Annotated in this window: 14 protein-coding genes; 4 read left to right on the top strand and 10 right to left on the bottom strand. The window is 71.0% G+C overall.

Annotated features, from left to right (window positions below):
* Window positions 1-34 precede the first annotated feature (34 nt).
* Complete coding sequence (locus ABZU76_RS03335; RefSeq protein ID WP_354864554.1) at window positions 35-523, top strand: Rv3235 family protein; 489 nt, start codon at window positions 35-37, stop codon at window positions 521-523.
* A gap of 33 nt (window positions 524-556) precedes the next feature.
* On the opposite strand, the gene ABZU76_RS03330 is transcribed toward ABZU76_RS03335, so the two are convergent.
* The 8 genes from ABZU76_RS03330 to ABZU76_RS03295 form a co-directional block, all read right to left on the bottom strand.
* Complete coding sequence (locus tag ABZU76_RS03330) at window positions 557-1,765, bottom strand: cytochrome P450 (protein ID WP_354864552.1); 1,209 nt, start codon at window positions 1,763-1,765, stop codon at window positions 557-559.
* Between the two features lie 195 nt (window positions 1,766-1,960).
* The gene (gene secA, locus ABZU76_RS03325; RefSeq protein WP_354864551.1) at window positions 1,961-4,867 is read right to left on the bottom strand and encodes a preprotein translocase subunit SecA; all 2,907 of its coding nucleotides are present in this window, start codon (window positions 4,865-4,867) and stop codon (window positions 1,961-1,963) included.
* A 261-nt stretch (window positions 4,868-5,128) separates the two neighbouring features.
* Window positions 5,129-5,836 carry a ribosome-associated translation inhibitor RaiA gene (gene raiA / locus ABZU76_RS03320; RefSeq protein ID WP_354864549.1) on the bottom strand — a complete coding sequence of 236 codons (708 nt, stop codon included), beginning with the start codon at window positions 5,834-5,836 and terminating at the stop codon, window positions 5,129-5,131.
* A gap of 540 nt (window positions 5,837-6,376) precedes the next feature.
* Window positions 6,377-7,105 carry a ComF family protein gene (locus ABZU76_RS03315; protein WP_354864547.1) on the bottom strand — a complete coding sequence of 243 codons (729 nt, stop codon included), beginning with the start codon at window positions 7,103-7,105 and terminating at the stop codon, window positions 6,377-6,379.
* 160 nt (window positions 7,106-7,265) lie between these two features.
* Window positions 7,266-9,017, bottom strand: coding sequence for an LpqB family beta-propeller domain-containing protein (locus ABZU76_RS03310; RefSeq protein WP_354864545.1), 1,752 nt, complete (start codon window positions 9,015-9,017; stop codon window positions 7,266-7,268).
* Window positions 9,014-10,711: an MtrAB system histidine kinase MtrB gene (gene mtrB / locus ABZU76_RS03305; RefSeq protein ID WP_354864768.1), complete on the bottom strand. Its 1,698-nt coding sequence runs from the start codon at window positions 10,709-10,711 to the stop codon at window positions 9,014-9,016. Before mtrB ends, ABZU76_RS03310 begins: the two co-directional genes overlap by 4 nt.
* Before the next feature lie 94 nt (window positions 10,712-10,805).
* The gene (gene mtrA, locus ABZU76_RS03300; protein ID WP_139099890.1) at window positions 10,806-11,483 is read right to left on the bottom strand and encodes an MtrAB system response regulator MtrA; all 678 of its coding nucleotides are present in this window, start codon (window positions 11,481-11,483) and stop codon (window positions 10,806-10,808) included.
* 180 nt (window positions 11,484-11,663) lie between these two features.
* Complete coding sequence (locus tag ABZU76_RS03295) at window positions 11,664-12,005, bottom strand: bifunctional 3-phenylpropionate/cinnamic acid dioxygenase ferredoxin subunit (RefSeq protein WP_354864542.1); 342 nt, start codon at window positions 12,003-12,005, stop codon at window positions 11,664-11,666.
* A 167-nt stretch (window positions 12,006-12,172) separates the two neighbouring features.
* On the opposite strand from ABZU76_RS03295, the gene ABZU76_RS03290 reads away from it, so the two are divergent.
* The 3 genes from ABZU76_RS03290 to solA all read left to right on the top strand — a co-directional run bounded on the left by ABZU76_RS03290 (window position 12,173) and on the right by solA (window position 16,629).
* The gene (locus tag ABZU76_RS03290) at window positions 12,173-12,958 is read left to right on the top strand and encodes an IclR family transcriptional regulator (protein WP_354864540.1); all 786 of its coding nucleotides are present in this window, start codon (window positions 12,173-12,175) and stop codon (window positions 12,956-12,958) included.
* Between the two features lie 219 nt (window positions 12,959-13,177).
* Window positions 13,178-15,457, top strand: a complete 2,280-nt coding sequence (locus ABZU76_RS03285; RefSeq protein ID WP_354864538.1) for an FAD-dependent oxidoreductase — start codon at window positions 13,178-13,180, stop codon at window positions 15,455-15,457.
* Window positions 15,454-16,629 carry an N-methyl-L-tryptophan oxidase gene (solA, locus tag ABZU76_RS03280; protein ID WP_354864536.1) on the top strand — a complete coding sequence of 392 codons (1,176 nt, stop codon included), beginning with the start codon at window positions 15,454-15,456 and terminating at the stop codon, window positions 16,627-16,629. The genes ABZU76_RS03285 and solA overlap by 4 nt, the downstream gene beginning before the upstream one ends.
* 4 nt (window positions 16,630-16,633) lie before the next feature.
* On the opposite strand, the gene ABZU76_RS03275 is transcribed toward solA, so the two are convergent.
* The gene (locus ABZU76_RS03275) at window positions 16,634-17,284 is read right to left on the bottom strand and encodes a dTMP kinase (protein ID WP_220244040.1); all 651 of its coding nucleotides are present in this window, start codon (window positions 17,282-17,284) and stop codon (window positions 16,634-16,636) included.
* A gap of 13 nt (window positions 17,285-17,297) precedes the next feature.
* Entirely contained in the window at window positions 17,298-17,855 is a 558-nt protein-coding gene (locus ABZU76_RS03270; RefSeq protein WP_354864534.1) for an aldo/keto reductase, read from the bottom strand.
* Window positions 17,856-17,888 lie beyond the last annotated feature (33 nt).

Genomic DNA, 17,888 nt, shown 5'->3' with positions numbered 1-17,888 from the left:
GCAGCGGATCGTCCGCGTTTCAGGGGAGGAACACATGACGACCCACCGCCTCCGGGGCCTCGCGGGCAGCGAGCCCGCCGCCCGGCCCCGCCCTGTCCGCCACGTCACGCGGCACCGCCCACCGGTCCGCGACCTGCCACCCACGGCGCACAACGTGGTTCAGCTCCTGGGACCCCCGAGCGAGCGCCAGCTCACCGGCCGCCTCAACGCCATCCTCGAAGTCCTCGGTGGCCGCCGCGTCGCGGCGCAGGTGCAGAACCTCGTCGACCCGGCCCTGTTCGCGCGGCTTCTGACGCACAGCCGCCTGCCGAGCACGCGGCATCGCGTCGGGACGCTGCACCTGTGTCACCCGACGGATCTTGCGCTGGAGGCCGCGACGACCATTCGGAACGGTCCTCGGGTGCTCGCTCTGGCCGCGCGGTTCGAGCGGACGCGGACGGGGTGGGTGTGTACGCGGTTCCACCTGCTGGCGCCGCGTCTGGGTCCGGCGCGTGCGGTGCCGGCGCGTCCGTCGGCTGCTTGATGGGACGGGTGTCCCGAACAGCGGGTCACGGCGTCAGCCGATCGCCACCGGGAGCTGGGACAGGCCGCGCATGGTAATGGTCGGGTTCCAGGTCGGGGGGCCGGCGAGGTGCAGCGCCGGCGTGCGGACGGCGAGTTCGCGCAGGGCGGTCTGGCCTTCGAGGCGGGCCAGAGGTGAGCCGAGACAGAAGTGGATGCCCTGGCCGAAGGCGAGGTGGCGGGAGGGCTCGCGGGTGGGGTCGAAGGTGTCCGGGTCCGGGTGGGTCGCGGGGTCGCGGTTGGCGGCGCCGATGAGGACGATCGCCTGGGCGCCGGGGGCGACGTCGGTGGTGCCGACGCGCGTGGGCTTCAGGGCGACGCGGCTGGTGAGCTGCACCGGGGAGTCGTGGCGCAGGACTTCTTCGACGGCGTTGGGCGCGAGGGCGCCGTCGTCGCCGAGGGAGCGGAGGCCGGCTTCGGTGCCGAGCAGGGCGAGGACGCCGTTGCCGATGAGGTTGGTGGTGGTCTCGTGGCCGGCGACGAGCAGGAGGGTGAGCGTGACCAGGAGCTCGGCTTCGGTGAGCTTGTCGCCCTGGTCGGTGACAGCGACGAGGTCCGACAGAAGGTCCTCTCCGGGATTGCGGCGGCGTTCCGCGGCCAGTTCGCGGAAGTAGGCGTTGAACTCGCGGCCGGCGTCGCCCGCTTCCTCGAGCACGGAGTCGGCGACGAGGAACGCCGGGTCGAGGGCGCGGGCCAGCGCGTGCGACCACTCGGCGAAGCGCGACCGGTCGGCCATCGGGACGCCGAGCATCTCGCTGATGACCTCGACCGGCAGCGGCGCGGCCAGCGCGGTCATCAGGTCGGCCGAACCGGCGTCGATAAGGTCGGAGATCAGGCGCGCGGTGATGTCCTCGACGCGCGGGCGCAGGCGCTCGACCATCCGCGGTGTGAAGGCCTTCGACACGAGCCGGCGCAGGCGCGTGTGGTCCGGCGGGTTGAGACCGAGGAACGACACCACCGGGCGGCCCTCGGCGTCGACCAGGTCGTCCGGGTGGCGGGTCGCCGGGTCGAGGACCTCGGGCTGCGGGTGCCCGAACGCGGGATCACGCACGACCTCCGTCGCCTCCGCCAGGCCGCTCACCACGAGGAACCCCGGCGCGATCTCGGCGACGGGTTCGGCCTCACGCCACTTGCGGTACAGCGGGTACGGGTCCGCTTTGTACTCCGGCGCGAACATCTGCGTGAAGGTTTCCAGGTCAGCCACGGCTCTCCCCCTCGACGGCACCACTGACCACGTTAGGCGCGTAGGCGGATCCCGTCACGTGAAGGCGTGCCGCGCCCCGCCCTTCGAAGAACCGCGTCAACAACAGGGGTGTGCTTCGCCGCCTGAACGCGACCCCGGGCGCAGCACACAAAAGGGCGGGCCGCACGAATGCGGCCCGCCCCGGAAAAACCTGCGTCAGCGACGCGGGCCCTTCTTGCCCTTCTTCGCCTGTGCGCGCTCGGCGGCGCGGCGTTCGCGTCGCGTGTTGCCCCCGCCGGCGCCGTCGGAGTCGGCACTGTCCGAATGGGACTCGACGCCGCCGCCCTCGGCGGGGCCGGACATGGTCAGTCCGGATTGGACACCGCCGCCGACGCCCTTGCCGCGCAAGGCCGACGGCACCGACTCGGTGTCGGTCGTGGGCGGTTGGGGCGGGGTCGGGCGTGAGTGGCGGCCGCCATCGTCGCCGAAGGAAGCGGCCGCGGCGCCCGTGGCCGACGTGATCCCTGCGGGCAGCGCCGACGGGTCCAGCTGCGGCGCGGGTTCCGGCTCGCTGCGTTCGACCTGGAGGTTGAACAGGAAGCCGACGGCCTCCTCCTTCAGCGATTCGAGCATCGCGCGGAACATGTCGAAGCCCTCGCGCTGGTATTCGATCAGCGGGTCGCGCTGAGCGAGCGCCCGCATGCCGATGCCCTCCTTGAGGTAGTCCATCTCGTAGAGGTGCTCGCGCCACTTGCGGTCCAGCACGGTCAGCATCACCTGGCGCTCGAGGCGGCGCATCGCGCCCTCCTCGCCCACCAGCTCGTCGATCTCCGCCTCGCGCTTGTCGTACGCGTCGATCGCGTCGTTGACCAGCGCCTCGCGCAGGCCTTCGGCGTCGAGGTCGCCGTTCTCCACCAGGTCGTCCCAGTCCAGGCCGACGGGGTAGAGCGTCTTGAGGGCGGTCCACAGCTGCTCGTGGTCCCAGTCCTCGGCGTAGCCCTCGGAGGTGGCTCCGTCGACGTACGCACCGACGACGTCCACGCTCATGTGCTCGATCTGCTCGCGCAGGTCCTCGCCCTCGAGCACGCGGTGGCGCTCGGCGTAGATCACCTTGCGCTGCTCGTTCATGACCTCGTCGTACTTGAGGACGTTCTTGCGCGTCTCCATGTTGAGCTGCTCGACCTGCGTCTGCGCGCTCTTGATGGCCTTGGAGACCATCTTGTGCTCGATCGGCACGTCGTCGGGCAGGCGCATCGTGGTCATCACGCGCTCCACCATCACAGCGTTGAACCGGCGCATGAGGTCGTCGCCCAGCGACAGGTAGAACCGCGACTCGCCCGGGTCGCCCTGCCGGCCGGAACGACCACGCAGCTGGTTGTCGATGCGGCGGGACTCGTGGCGCTCGGTGCCCAGCACGTACAGGCCACCGGCCTCACACACCTGGTCCGCTTCGGCCTTGGCGTCGGCCTTGATCTCTTCGAGCACCTTCGGCCACGCGGCCTCGTACTCCTCGGAGTTCTCCACCGGGTCGAGGCCGCGCTCGCGCAGCACCTGGTCCGCGATGATGTCCGGGTTGCCGCCCAGCACGATGTCGGTACCGCGACCGGCCATGTTGGTGGCGACCGTGACAGCGCCGATCTTGCCGGCCTGCGCGACGATCAGCGCCTCCCGGCTGTGGTACTTCGCGTTCAGCACCTCGTGGGGCACACCCAGCTTCAGCAGCAGCTTCGACAGGTGCTCGGACTTCTCGACGCTCGTGGTGCCGACCAGCACCGGCTGGCCCTTCTCGTGCCGCTCGGCGATGTCCTCGGCGACGGCCTCGAACTTGGCCTGCTCGGTCTTGTAGATCAGGTCAGCGCGGTCGGCGCGCACCATCGGCCGGTTCGTCGGGATCGGCACCACACCCAGCTTGTAGGTCTGGTGGAACTCCGCGGCCTCGGTCTCGGCCGTACCGGTCATGCCCGAAAGCTTGTTGTACAGGCGGAAGTAGTTCTGCAGCGTGATCGTGGCGAGCGTCTGGTTCTCGGCCTTGATCTCGACCTTTTCCTTGGCCTCGATCGCCTGGTGCATGCCCTCGTTGTAGCGGCGGCCCACCAGGATGCGGCCCGTGAACTCGTCGACGATCGTGACTTCACCGTCGCGGACGATGTAGTCCTTGTCCTTGTTGTAGAGCTCCTTGGCCTTCAGCGCGTTGTTCAGGTAGCCGACCAGCGGCGTGTTCGCGGCCTCGTAGAGGTTCTCGATGCCGAGCTGGTCCTCGACGAACCGCACGCCCGTTTCGGTCACCGCCACGGTGCGCTTGCGCACGTCGATCTCGTAGTGGTACTTCGAGTTGATCAGGTTGGCCTTCTCGACGCGCTCGCGCGAGCCCATCGTGGTGGTGTCGATGCCCTTCATCAGCGGCGCGAGGCGGGCGAACTCCATGTACCACCGCGACGACTGGTCCGCCGGGCCCGAGATGATCAGCGGCGTGCGCGCCTCGTCGATGAGGATCGAGTCGACCTCGTCCACGATCGCGAAGTTGTGCCCGCGCTGCACGCAGTCCTCGAGCGACCACGTCATGTTGTCGCGCAGGTAGTCGAAGCCGAACTCGTTGTTCGTGCCGTAGGTGACGTCGGCTTCGTAGTGCCGGCGGCGCTCCTGCGGGTCCTGCTCGGCGAGGATCACGCCGACCTCGAGCCCGAGGAAGCGGTGGATGCGGCCCATCCACTCGGCGTCGCGCTTGGCGAGGTAGTCGTTGGTGGTGACGACGTGCACGCCCTTGCCGGAGAGAGCGTTGAGGTACGCCGGGAGCACGCAGGTGAGGGTCTTGCCCTCGCCGGTCTTCATCTCGGCGACCTGCCCGAGGTGCAGTGCGGCGCCGCCCATGAGCTGGACGTCGTAGGGCCGCTGGCCGAGTACCCGCTTGGCGGCTTCGCGGGCAACCGCGAAGGCCTCCGGGAGCAGCTCGTCGAGCGATTCACCCTTGCCGTACCGCTCTTTGAACTCGTCGGTCTTCGCCTGCAGTTCGGCGTCCGACAGGTCCTTCACGTCGTCTTCGAGGGTTTCGATGTGATCGGCGATGTTGCGCAGCCGCTTCACCATCTTGCCCTCACCCGCGCGGAGCAGGCGGTTCAGCACCATCCGGTCGACCTCACTAGCTGATCATGATCGCACCCGAGCCGGTCCCGGGCTTGTGGGCACGGCGCGCACTCGTAGTGCGGCGCCGCCGTCTCACCACATCGTAGGGAACACACAGTGGTCCGCGCACGCACGTGCTCGCAGAAGGTCACGAGAGGCCCCTTCGCACCCTACTCCCGGCACGCGGGTGGCCCGCACGCGCTCGCGTGCGGGCCACCCGTGGCACCGGCCGGCTCCCCCTCCGGCCGCGCCGGCTTGGCGGGCTCAGCCGCCGAGCCGGATCACGCCGTAATCGAAACCCTTCCGCCGGTACACGACGCTCGGCCGCCCGGACTCGGAGTCGTTGAACAGGTAGAAGTCGTGACCGACCAGCTCCATCTCGTAGAGAGCCTGGTCCACCGACATGGGGTCCGCGTTGTGCTTCTTCTCGCGGACGACGCGGCCGGGCTGGTAGCCCAGATCGTCGTCTTCCCAGCGTTTCTGCTGGGGCAGGGTGATCTCACCGGAGCTGACGGCCGCGAAACCATCGGAGATCGGTTCGGCCGTGTCCGCGGCGGGTGCCTCCAGCACCGCCGTGCTCGCGGTGGGACGGGCGACGGCGTCCGGCGATCCGCCGGCCATCGCCATCGAGGTCGCCTCGGCGACCGACTCCGGGCGGCTGCGTCCGTAGTGCACGCGCCTCCGGTCGTGTGTCCGCCTCAGCCGGTTCTCCAGCTTCGTGACGGCGGAGTCGAGCGCTGCGTAGAAGTCCGCGGCGCACGCTTCGGCGCGCACGGCCGGACCGCGGCCCTTTCCGGTGATCTCGACGCGCTGGCAGCTCTTCGCCTGCCGGCGGTTCGGCTCGTGGAACAACTCCACGTCGTACCGGATGACCTTCTTGTCGTAGCGCTCAAGACGGGCCAGCTTTTCGCTGACGAGTGCCCGGTAGTGGTCGGGCACCTCCACGTTGCGGCCCTTTACGACGATGTCCATACACGACCTCCCTCGCTGAGATGACTGCGAGCTGTTGTGTGTTCACACGGCGCCGGTAGTGCGGGGACGGAGCCCGGATCTGGCGGGCTGAGAAGAACTCGATGGCCGGTCACGACGTCTCGTGGCGGATGCTCGAGCGCGGACTCAGCGCGCCTCCGGCGCCAGGGACATGGGCTGCACACCTCCCTGCCTGCGGGGATTGCTGATAGCGGAGCACGTTAGCTTCATCACGCCGCTCGCAACAGCCCCCGGGCCGGGGGATGTCACGATTCGGGAACCCGTTACGGCGCGCAGCGAAACGCCCGTGCGCAGCCCGAAATCCCGCCCCTGACGGTCGAACGCGAGCGATGCATTTTCACGCGTACGGCGCAACGGTGCGGGAGCCCGGAAGCCGAGAGTCACGGCCCGCCGCGCCACAGCCGCCACCCCGGTGGGGTGTTCGGCCGGACGCGTGATTCCGAGCCAGACCCTCATGTCCCGACAACGGGCGGCCGTTGCGTCGCGTTCCCTGTTGACATCACTCGTGTAGGTGACGTCTGCTCACCCTGCGGCGAGCAACGCGACCACAGCCGACACGGCGACCCCGGCGTCGGCGAGTACTCGCACGCACGCGGCCGCCGTGGCACCCGTGGTGACCACGTCGTCGAGCACCACGACCCGGCTACCCGGCGGTGGCCGGCCCGCGGGCACGAACCGCAACCGCCCGGCCAGGTTGGCGACGCGCTCCGCCCGGCTTAGACCCACTGCGTCACGGGCGCCCTTCAGCGCGAGAGCGGGAGCGACGAAGGCCTCGGCGCCCGTCTGGGCGAGACAGCGCGCAGCGGCCTCGGCGAGACGCTGCACGTGCGGGCCACCACGGAGGCGTGAAGCCGAGCGACGACTCGGTGCCGGGACGAGGCACCACGGCCCGGCGCGCGCGGAATCCCCGGCGGCTGCGCAGTTCCTGGGGACGGTGGAATCCCTGGAGACGACGGGCTTTTCGAGGCGGAGACCGGTGGCCGAAGACCCGACGAACGTCGGTTCATCGAACGAAGGTCCACCGAGTGAGTGTCCCTCCCAGTGCGGGCCGGCGCGGAGAGCATCGGCGCGCGGCAAGGCGGCCAGCGCGGACGCGAGCACCCGGCCGAGTGCCGGCGCGACATCACGGCGCCCGCGCTCCTTGTAGGCGATCAGGACGCGCTTGGCGACGCCCTGGTAGCGGGCCAGCGCGTACGCGGGCGCGAGGCCGGTCAGCGGCGCGCGGACCACCTCCGTGAGTGACCCCCACACCCGCGAACACTCCGCGCAGCACGGGACACCCCGGGCACCACAGCCGGCGCAACGGGCGGGAACGAGCAGATCGAGAACCATGACTCGCAGTGTGCACCCGGGCACCGACAGTTTCGGCGCCCTCGAGCCCCGCCGGTCGAAAACGAGCGGAAAACCCTCGTCAGCCCGGGTAGAACGGCGTCGCGTTGAGCATGGAGTGCGCCTGGGGCCGCCAGACCTCACCCAGTTCGGTGGCGTTCCACAGCCCGCCCGGGTCGGCCACCACGATGGGCCGGTTGGGCGCCGCCGTGACCGCCGTGACCGGCGCGGTCAGGTTCGAGCCGTTGAACGCGTCCATCCGGCGCCCGTCCACGGAAACGCGCTGCACGGGCTGGGAACTCGCCGACGTGACGACCACCAGCGTGTCCGCCGTCGAACCCCAGTCGAGGTCCACGACGTCCGACAGGTCACCGGGCTGGAGCACGCGCGGCTCCCGCAGCGTCACCGTGTCGCCGTCGCGCACGACCGCCGCGACCACGAGCTGGCCGTTGACGATCGCCGCCACGCGGGCGCCGTCGCGCGACAGGCGCAACGCGTCGATGTCGGTGCCGAGCGCGAGCAGGTCGTTGGCGTTCACGCTCTGGCGCAGCCAGTGGCCGGTCGGGTCGAGGACCATGCGGGCGACGATCGAGTGGTCCACCACCGTCCACACCTCACCCGACGGACCGGCCCCGCTCGGCGCGGGCCGCCACGTCGGACGGCTCAGCGAACCGCCGGAGAGGTCCACCAGCGGCAGGTCGCGGCCGAGGTCGCCGACGCGCAGCTGCACGCGGTCGCCGCTGCGCTCCACCACCGCGAGCCGCTTGCCGTCGATCGACTGCGCGGCGCTGACCACGGCGTACCCGCCGTTGCCGGCCGGCCCCGCCACCGGCGCGCCGTCGCCGAGCGAGCGGATGCGCCCGTCGACCGTCATCAGGCCCAGCAGGTCGGCGCTCGGCGACGAGGCGGCACTGTAGGAAGGCACGTCGCTGCTGCGCCAGTACTCGTGGCCGCGCACGAGCGGCTGTCCGTCGGCGAGCAGCCGGACGCGCGTGGACGTGACCGCCTGCATCGACAGCATGATCTGCGCCGCGATCAGCGTTCTCGTCTCCGGGCTCGCCCCGGTGAGCCCCGAGAGCTGCACGAGCAGTGAGCCGTCGTCGCTGTTCTTGACGTTGGTGTCGAGCGCGACCTGGTCGCCCAGCAGGTTCTTCACGGCCCCGGCCAGCCCGGCCGACGGCCCCTGCAGGATCAGGTCCATCACCCGCCCGGGCAGGCCCGACTGCGGTTTCGCGGGCACGTAACGCAGGTCGGGCACAAAGGCACCGGAGTCGGGCGAGTAGAAGCTCACGGCGACGCGGTTGTAGTTCGCCTCGAAGTCGTCGTCAGTCACGAAAAGCGTGGGCGGCGCGCTGGAGATCCGCCACTCCCCGTTCGCCTGCTTGCGCACCTGGATCGTCTGCTCGGCCGGGCCGGAGCCGGGGATGAACGCGCTGTCGGCGCTCAGCGTGCCGAGAGTGAACCCGCGCAGCCCCACGTTGCGCACGTTCGGGTCCGGCGGCGTCGACGTGGACGGTGACGGGGGCGGCGTTTCGTAGACGGTGCTGAACGTGTTGTCTATGATCGTGATCGCACGGCCGGGTTTCCACGTGCTGCGCTGCTGGTCGTCGAGGTACGCGCGCGCGGCCGCGTTGTTGGAGCGCGGGTCGCCGTTGTTCCGGATGAACTCCCGCACGATGTCGAGCGCGGCGAGGCCGTGCGCCGGCTCGGGAGCGTCGTTGGCCACCGGCGGCGTCGAGTCCACGGACACGACCAGCGGCTGCGACTCCAGCGGCACGTTGGCGCAGCCGGCGAGCAGCAGCAGACACGCCAGCGCGGCGAGAACGCGTCTCACCTGCCGACCTCCTCGCGGTCGGAGTTCCGCTCGGCGTCGCGGTCGGCGAGGATCGCGTCGGGCGCGGGCTGCACCTCGAGCACCGACGACGGCGACAGCGTGATCTCCGACGTGGCGTCGGGTGGCGGCAGGCGCAGCGGGTTCTCCTCGATCGGCACGTTCTGGTGCCGGGGCAGCAAGAGCCGGAAGCAGGCGCCCTGGCCCAGCTCGCCCCACGCGTCGAGGACGCCGCCGTGCAGCCGCGCGTCCTCCTGGCTGATCGCCAGGCCCAGGCCGGTGCCGCCGGTGCGCCGGTTGCGCGACGGGTCGGCGCGCCAGAACCGGTTGAACACCAGGTCGGCTTCGCCCGAGCGCAGGCCCACGCCGTGGTCGCGCACGGTGATGGCCACCGCCGTCTCGTTCACGGCGACGGTGAGCTGCACCGGTTTGCCCTCGCTGTGGTCGACGGCGTTGCCCAGCAGGTTGCGCAGGATCCGCTCCACGCGCCGGGCGTCGACCTCGGCGGAGGCGTCCTCCTCGGGCAGGATCAGCTCGACCGAGCTGCCCGCGGTCCCGGCGATCACGCGCACCTGCTCGACCGCGCGCGTGGCGATGGGCCGCACGTCGATGTACTCGGCCGACAGCTCTTCGACACCGGCGTCGAGCCGGCTGATCTCCAGCAGGTCGCCGAGCAGAGCCTCGAAGCGGTCGAGCTCGTCGACCAGCAGCTCCGTGGACCGCGCGAGGCCGGCGGGGAACTGCTCGCGAGACGCGTGCAGCACGTCGGCGGCCATGCGGACGGTGGTGAGCGGGGTGCGCAGCTCGTGCGAGACGTCGGAGGTGAACCGGCGCTGCAGCCCGCCGAACTCCTCGAGCTGGCGGATCTGGCGCTGGATGCTCGCGGCCATGCCGTTGTACGACACGGCGAGCTTCGCCAGGTCGTCTTCCCCGACCACGGCGAGGCGCTGCTCCAGGTCACCGCCCGCGAACTGCTCGGCCGCCGCGGCGGCCTGGCGGACGGGCCGCACCACCTGCCGGACCACCAGGTTCGTGATGCCGGCCAGCAACAGCAGCAGCACGAGCCCGCCCACGAGCAACGTGTTCTGCACGGTCGACACGGTGTTCTGCTCGCTGGTCAGCGGGAACAGCAAGTACAGCTGCACCGGGCTCGCCACCGAGCTCAGCGGCGTGCCCACGATGAGGTACGTGGTGTTCGCGTTGTTCTCGGAGACGGTGTGCTCGACGCGCGCGAGGCTGCCGCCCTCCACGAACTGGCGCAGCCCCGCCGGCACCGACGTGAACGGACCCACGAACACCGGGTCGGCGTCCGACTGGTCGAGCCCGACGCTCGCGAGCACCGGCTCGAACGTGCCCGCCGTGGACCCCGCGGGCGACGCCGACGTCGTGGAGATCTTTTTCAACGCGTTCTCGAGCCGCGTGTGCAATGCGTCGGGCGACTCGCCTCCGACGCCCACCAGCTCACGCGCCGCGGTGTCGGCCAGTGCCTGCGTCTGCTCGACGGCGGCCCTGCGCTTCGTGTCGAGCAGGCGCTCGGTGATCTGGTTCTGCAGCACCATGCCCAGCACGAAAACCACGGCGGCCGACAGCGCGAGCGTCGAGATCGTCACGCGGAACTGCAGCGAGTGGCGCCACAGCTCGTTGAACGCCACCACCCGGCGGCGCGCCAAGACCACGAGGCGCCGCATGAAGCGCATCGTGGCTCGGGCGAAAGCGGTCAGCCGTCCCACCTTCGGGTGACTCTTCGTCCCGGCGGGTGGGCCGGCTGCCGCGGAAGCGGTCATCGCCTCATCACGGCGGGCCGGCCTTGTAACCGACGCCGCGCACCGTCAACACCACCTCGGGGTGCTCCGGGTCCTTCTCGACCTTCGACCGCAGACGCTGGACGTGCACGTTGACCAGCCGCGTGTCCGCCGCGTGGCGGTAGCCCCACACCTGCTCCAGCAGCACTTCGCGGGTGAAGACCTGGCGCGGCTTGCGGGCGAGCGCCACGAGCAGGTCGAACTCCAGCGGCGTGAGCGGGATGGCCTTGCCCTCGCGGGTGACCTCGTGGCCCGGCACGTCGATCGCCAGGTCGCCGATGGTCAGCGACTCGGCGGGCTCGGCCTCGGTGCGGCGCAGGCGGGCGCGCACGCGGGCGACGAGCTCCTTCGGCTTGAACGGCTTGACGACGTAGTCGTCGGCGCCGGACTCCAGGCCCAGCACTATGTCGACGGTGTCGCTCTTGGCGGTCAGCATCACGATCGGCACGCCGGACTCGGCGCGGATCGCTTTGCAGACGTCGATCCCGTTCATGCCGGGCAGCATCAGGTCCAGCAGGACCAGGTCCGGTTTGAGCTCGCGCAGCGCCGGCAGCGCACGCGAACCGTCCGCGACCACCGCGGTGTCGAACCCCTCACCACGGAGCACGATGGTGAGCATCTCCGCCAGCGCAGGGTCGTCGTCGACCACCAAGACACGTGCCTTCATGAGCACATGTTCGCACTACTTGCGCCGCCGTCGAGCACGACCCGCGCGTTTGACCACCAGAAAGATCAAGATCGCGAGCCCGGATTGCTCCATCCGGGCGCTCCGGAGCAGGTGTTGGACGGCCCGTGAAGGCTCCCGGGCACGCGCTCGGGAACCCCCACGGGCCTCGGGTGGGAAGAGCTAGGCGTTGAACTGGGCGCTGCCCTCGCCGACGACCGCCGGCACCGGCGCGTCGACGAACACCACGCCGTCGGTGACCACCACGGCGTAGGTGCGGACGGGGTCCTTCGCCGGCAGGCACGTCGGCGAGCCGGTGCGCAGGTCGAACTGGGCCGCGTGCAGCGGGCACTCCACGAAGCAGCCTTCGAGCCAGCCGTCGGCGAGCGAGGCGTCCTGGTGGGTGCAGGTGTCGCCGATGGCGTAGAAGCCGGTGGCGGTGTGGAAGACGGCAATCGGGGTCGGGCCGTCGATGCGGAGGGACTCACCCTCGGGCAGGTCGGCGACGGCGCAGGCACGGATCATCGGGCAGCCTCCGGGAAACGGGTCACGGGAACCGGGAGCGGTTCGTGAATGTTGCGCATGACGCGTCAATGTGCACTGTGCGCAACAGTGCGGCCCGGGTGCCCCCGTCGTCAAGGGATTCGCCCGCTCAGCCGAACAGATCGCCGCCCAGCCGTTAGTGTTGCGCTATGCGGAACCAGGACTCGGGCAACGCAACGGGAAGCCAAGTTCAGTCGGTCGACCGCGCGATTTACGTGCTGGAACTGCTCGCCCGCAACGGGGAGTCGGGGATCACGGAGATCGCCGGTGAGCTCGGGGTCCACAAGTCGACGGCGTCCCGGCTGCTGAGTGTCCTGGAACAGCACGGGCTTGTCGAGCAGCTGGGCGAGCGCGGGAAATACGCGATCGGCTTCGGCATCGTCCGCCTCGCCGGCGCGGCCACCGGCCGCATGGACCTCGCGAAACTCGGCCGCCAGACCTGCCAGGCCCTGGCCGAGGAGCTGGGCGAGACCGTGAACATCGCGATCGCCGACGACGGCGTGGCCATCAACATCAGCCAGGCCCGCGGCGCGGCCGCCATCACCACGCAGAACTGGACCGGGCAGCGCACGCCGCTGCACGCGACCTCCAGCGGCAAGGTGCTGCTGGCCGCGATGACCGAGGCCGACCGCAAGCGCGTGCTCGGCCACGGGCTCGAGCAGTACACGCCGCGCACGACCGTGGACCCCGACGAGCTCGAGTCGGAGGTCGAGCGCGTGGCCGAGGACGGCTACGCGGCCTGCTTCGAGGAGCTGGAGCTCGGCATGCACGCGGTCGCGGTGCCGATCCACGGCCCGGGCGGCGAGGTCGTGGCGGCGATGAGCGCCTCGGGGCCGTCGTACCGGCTGTCGAAGCAGCGGATCAAGCAGATCGTGCGGCCGATGACCGAGGCGGCGAAAGAACTTTCGGCACAACTGGGCTACTACGCCGGCTGATACTCCCCCGGCGTCGGATCGCCTCTGCCGACGTTCGCGTTACGGGCTTCACCTGCCTGGGCGCAAGCGAAAAACCCCTTCCGCGCGCAGTCTTGACACGTACCCCCGCGATCCCGCACTTTGTTGCAGAAGACGGAACACACACCCCCATCCGCAACCTGGCCCGTGCCCGGCGGGTCGTTCGGCGTGCCCGGTGAACCCCGGCCAGGAGGTACCGCGATGGCAGCCCGACCGCGAGTGGTCGTCATCGGGGCCGGGCTGCTCGGCTGCGCACTGGCCGACGAGCTCACCGAACGCGGCTGGACCGACGTCACGGTGCTGGACCAGGGCCGACCGGCGAGCGCCGACGCGCCGGGCCTGGTGTTCCAGACCGATCCCGACCGCACGCTGACGCGGTTCGCCCAGTACACCGTGGCCAAGTACAGCGCGCTCACGCTCGACGGCGGCTGGTGCTTCCAGCCCGTCGGCGGCCTGGAGCTCGCGACCACGCCGGAGCGGCTCGCCGAGCTCAAGCGGCGCCACGGCTGGGCCACCTCGTGGAGCGTGCGCAGCTACCTGCGCTCGCCGGCCGAGTGCGCCGAACTGCACCCGCTTCTCGACGCGGCGAAGGTGCTCGGCGGGCTCCACACCCCGGGCGACGGTCTGGCGAAACCCCGGCGCGCAGCCGAGGCGCAGGCCCGCCGGGCGACCGGACGCGGGGCGCGTTTCCTGACGGGACAACGAGTTACGGCCGTCGAACGCAATGCCGGGCGAGTGACCGGCGTGGTCACCGGGACCGATCGCTTCCGCGCCGACGTGGTGGTCTCGTGCGCGGGCGTGGGCGCGCCGGAGATCGGACGACTCGTGGACCTCACCGTGCCGCTCGTGCCCGTGGCGCAGCACTACGCGCGCACCACTGCGCTGCCCTCGCTCGCCGGTGACAACGATGACTTCACCGAGGCGGGCAAGCCGGTCCTGCGCCACGGCGGGCTGACCGTGCGCGAGCACGTCGACCGCCTCGGCATCGGCCACGCCGCGCCCCGCACGGCCGAGCCGTTTGCCCGGGCCGACTTCGAGCAGCCCTGGGCCCAGGCCGCGCGCCTGCTGCCCGCGCTGGGCGACGCCAAAGTCGAACACGGCGTGACCAGCCTGGTCGCGGCCACCCCGGACGGCAGGCCGCTGGTCGGCGAGCACCCGGAGCTCGACGGTTTCTGGATCGCCGAGGCCGTGGCCTTCTCGCATACCGCCGGCGTCGCGCGTGAGGTGGCGCGCTGGCTCGTCGACGGGCAGCCCCGGCTCGACCTGCACACGAGCGATCTCGCCCGGTTCGAGCGGGTGCAACTCGCGCCGGACCACGTTCGGGAACGCGCGATCCGGACGTTCGCGGGCACGCGGCACGACGAGCCGCGGCGGCCGTTGCGCACTTCGCCGTTCTACGAGCGGCACGTCGCCTTGGGTGCGTGCTTCGCGGAAACCGGCGGTTGGGAGCGCCCGATTTGGTTCTCCGCCAACGAAACCCTGCCTGAGCTCTCCCGCGTGCCGTCAGCCGAAGCGCGGACAGCGGGTGCCGAGGCGATCGTCGCGCGCGAGCGGGTGGCGGTGTTCGACCTGACCCCGGCGACCCGGCTGGAGGTCACCGGACCGGGTGCGCTGCCGTTCCTGCAGACGATGACCACCAACCAGCTCGGCCATGCTCCGAGCGCGGTCACGTACACGTTGCTGCTCGGCGAAGACGGTGGTGTCCGCAGTGATCTCACGGTGGCACGCCTGGGCTCCGACCGGTTCCACGTCGGGGCGAACAGCGCACTCGACGTCGACTGGCTGCGCCGCCACCTGCCCGGCGACGGCACGGTGCAGATCCACGAAACCACCGGCGGCACCTGCTGCCTCGGCCTGCGGGGACCGCTCGTGCCGCAGGTTCTCCCAGCACTGTCCACAGTAGACGAAGGTGCCTTCGACACGCACGTCGGCAACGTGCCGGTGCTCGCGCTGCGCCTGCCCCACGAACCCGGCTGGGAGCTGCACACCAGCGCGGACCTCGGCCGGCTGCTCTGGGACACCCTGTGGGAAGCCGGGCGACCGCACGGGATCGTCGCGGCCGGGCACGAGGCTCTCACGAGCCTGCGGCTGGAAGACGGCCGACGCACGTGGGGCGTCGACTTCACCGCGGAGCACGATCCGTACGAGGCCGGGCTCGGGTTCGCCGTGCGGATGGACAAGGGCTACTTTCTCGGCCGCGACGCGTTGCTCGGGCGATCGGCCGCCACCGTCGGGCGCGAGCTGACATCCCTGGTCACCGGCGATCTGGTGCGGGGCAAGGAACCCGTGTACTTCGAGGGCCACCCGGCGGGCTACGTGACGAGCGCGGCGCGCGGCCACACCGTCGGGGAGAACCTCGCGTACGCGTGGCTTCCCGTCGAATGCGCGAAACCTGGTACACCGGTGGAGATCGAATACTTCGGCGAACGAGTGTCCGCGGTGGTGGCCGATTCGGCGGAACGGACGAGGAGAACCGCTTGACGCACTACGACGTGATCGTGATCGGCCTCGGCGGCATGGGCAGCGCAGCGGCGTACCGGCTCGCGCAGCGTGGGCAACGGGTGCTCGGCATCGACCAGTTCGCGCCCGTGCACAACCTCGGCTCCAGCCACGGCGGTTCGCGCATCACGCGCCAGGCCTACCTCGAAGGCCCCGACTACGTGCCGTTGCTGCTGCGCGCGCACGAGCTGTGGGACGAGGTCGAACGCGACACCGGCCGGCACCTGTTCACGCGCTGCGGCGGGCTGATGGCCGGGCCGCCGGACTCGCGCACGATCACCGGCAGTGTGCTCTCGGCCGAGAAGTTCGACATCCCGCACGAGCTGCTCGACGCGCCGGAGATCCGCCGCCGTTTCCCCACGATGGCCCCGCGCGACGACGAGGTGGCGCTTTACGAGCCGGGCGCCGGGTTCGTGTCGCCGGAGGGCAGCGTCGCCGCGCACCTGCAGCTCGCCGCGCGCCACGGCGCCGAGCTGCACCACGAGGAGCAGGTATTCACGTGGAGCACGTCGGAGTCCGGCGTGCGCGTGGGGACGGCGTCGAGCTACTACACGGCTTCGCGGCTGGTGCTGTGCCCCGGTGCGTGGGCGCCGTCGCTGCTCGCCGACCTCGGCGTGGACTTCGAGGTACAGCGGCAGGTGCAGTACTGGTTCGAACCGGCGGACGCGGCGGCGTTCGCGGCCGACCGGCACCCGGTGTACCTGTGGGAAACCGAGCAGGGCGAACAGTTCTACGGCTTTCCCGCCCACTCACCGCAGGGCGTGAAGGTGGCTTCGCACCTCGCCGGCACGCCGTGCACCGCCGACACGATCGACCGCCGCGTGCACGACGACGAGGTGGGCGCCGTCACCGATCTCGTCAGCTCGCGGTTGCCGGCGCTGGGCGCGTTCCGCCGCGCCGCGACCTGCCTTTACACGAACACGCCCGACGAGGACTTCGTGATCGCGCGGCACCCGGCGCACCCGCGTGTGGTCGTGGCGTGCGGGTTTTCGGGGCACGGCTTCAAGTTCGTGCCCGTGGTCGGGGAGATCGTGGCCGATCTGATCGTCGACGGGAGCACAACGCACCCGATCGCCCTCTTCGACCCAGCACGCTTCGACCCGGCACGATTCGAACCCGCGCGCTTCGAACCCGCGCGCTTCGACGAACGCTGACCGCTCAGGACAGCAGCGACTTGGCCAGCATCGGCAAGTCGACACCGGCCACGCCGTCGAGCACGTGCCACGGCGCGAGCCAGCCGGCCGCGGCCAGCTCGTCGTACACGGCGGCGCAGCGCTGCTGCAGGGCGTCGTCGGATTCGAACGCGTCCCGAGCGCGCTCGCTGTCCGCGGCGGCCCGGCGGACGGCGCGTTCGGCGGCGACCTCCGGGGACACTCGCAGCAGCAGGTGCGCGTCGGGCCGCGGGAGCGCGAAGCGGTCGACCTCGATGCCCCACACCCAGCGCACGACGTCGCCGTCGGCGTTCTCGCGCAGGCGCGCGGCGGCGTACGCGGCGTTGGACGCCACGTAGCGGTCGAGCAGCACGACGTCGTTGTCCGCCAGCAGCGCACGGATCTCGTCTGCCGCGCCGCTGCGGTCGAGGGCGTAGAGCAGGGCCATGCCGTAGACGGAGTCGGCGAGGTCGCCGTGGCCGCGGTGCAGAGCCTCGCGCACCAGGTCCGCGTGGATGCTGCGGCCGTAACGCGGGAACGCCAGGCTGCCGACCCGCGCGCCCCCGCGCTGCAGCTCAGCGGTGAGCCCGTCCGCGAGGGTGCGCTTGCCGGCACCGTCCAGACCTTCGATCACGACCAGTCGCCCCACGGGGCTCACCCTAGGACAGGCGCTACCGGGACATCGGCGGGGTGACGCCGTGGGACCAGTTGTGGTCCAGCGCGACCTCGCGTTCACCGGTGACCGTCAGCGCGTCGAGCCGCTTCAGCTCGTCGCCGGTGAGCTCCAGAGACGCGCCACCGGCGTTCTCCGCCAGCCGGCCGACGTGCAGCGTGCCCGGGATCGGGACCACGTCCGGCGCCTGCGCGAGCAGCCACGCGAGCGCGACCTGGCCGGGCGCGGCGTCGTGGGCCGCGGCGATGTCGCGCACGGTCTCCACGGCGGCGAGATTGGCCTCGAACACCTCCCGTGCGAACCGCGGCATCTTGCGCCGGTAGTCGTTCGCCGGCAGGTCGTCGAACGAAGTGAGCTTGCCCGTCAGCATCCCGCGGCCCAGCGGGCTGTACGGGACGACGCTGATGCCGAGCTCGCGGCACAGCGGGAACACCTCCTCCTCGATGTCGCGCGACCACAGCGACCACTCGGTCTGCACGGCGGTGATCGGGTGCACGGCGTGCGCGCGGCGGATCGTGTCGGGGGTCGCGGTGGTAAGTCTCGTCGGTGCGGGCAAGTCCGCACCTGTGGACCACCATAAGTCCACAAC

Origin of the sequence: Amycolatopsis sp. NPDC005232 (assembly GCF_040607795.1) — a bacterium.
GTDB lineage: Bacteria > Actinomycetota > Actinomycetes > Mycobacteriales > Pseudonocardiaceae > Amycolatopsis.
The sequence above is the reverse complement of the archived record's forward strand: the minus strand, read 5'-3'. Positions and strand labels throughout refer to the sequence as shown.

Excerpts from the sequence above, each read along its gene's own strand:
- ABZU76_RS03295 (WP_354864542.1), bottom strand. The coding sequence starts at position 12,005 with ATGATCCGTGCCTGCGCCGTCGCCGACCTGCCCGAGGGTGAGTCCCTC.
- ABZU76_RS03285 (WP_354864538.1), top strand. The coding sequence starts at position 13,178 with ATGGCAGCCCGACCGCGAGTGGTCGTCATCGGGGCCGGGCTGCTCGGC.
- raiA (WP_354864549.1), bottom strand. The coding sequence starts at position 5,836 with ATGGACATCGTCGTAAAGGGCCGCAACGTGGAGGTGCCCGACCACTAC.
- ABZU76_RS03290 (WP_354864540.1), top strand. The coding sequence starts at position 12,173 with ATGCGGAACCAGGACTCGGGCAACGCAACGGGAAGCCAAGTTCAGTCG.
- secA (WP_354864551.1), bottom strand. The coding sequence starts at position 4,867 with ATGGTGCTGAACCGCCTGCTCCGCGCGGGTGAGGGCAAGATGGTGAAG.
- mtrB (WP_354864768.1), bottom strand. The coding sequence starts at position 10,711 with ATGCGCTTCATGCGGCGCCTCGTGGTCTTGGCGCGCCGCCGGGTGGTG.
- ABZU76_RS03335 (WP_354864554.1), top strand. The coding sequence starts at position 35 with ATGACGACCCACCGCCTCCGGGGCCTCGCGGGCAGCGAGCCCGCCGCC.
- mtrA (WP_139099890.1), bottom strand. The coding sequence starts at position 11,483 with ATGAAGGCACGTGTCTTGGTGGTCGACGACGACCCTGCGCTGGCGGAG.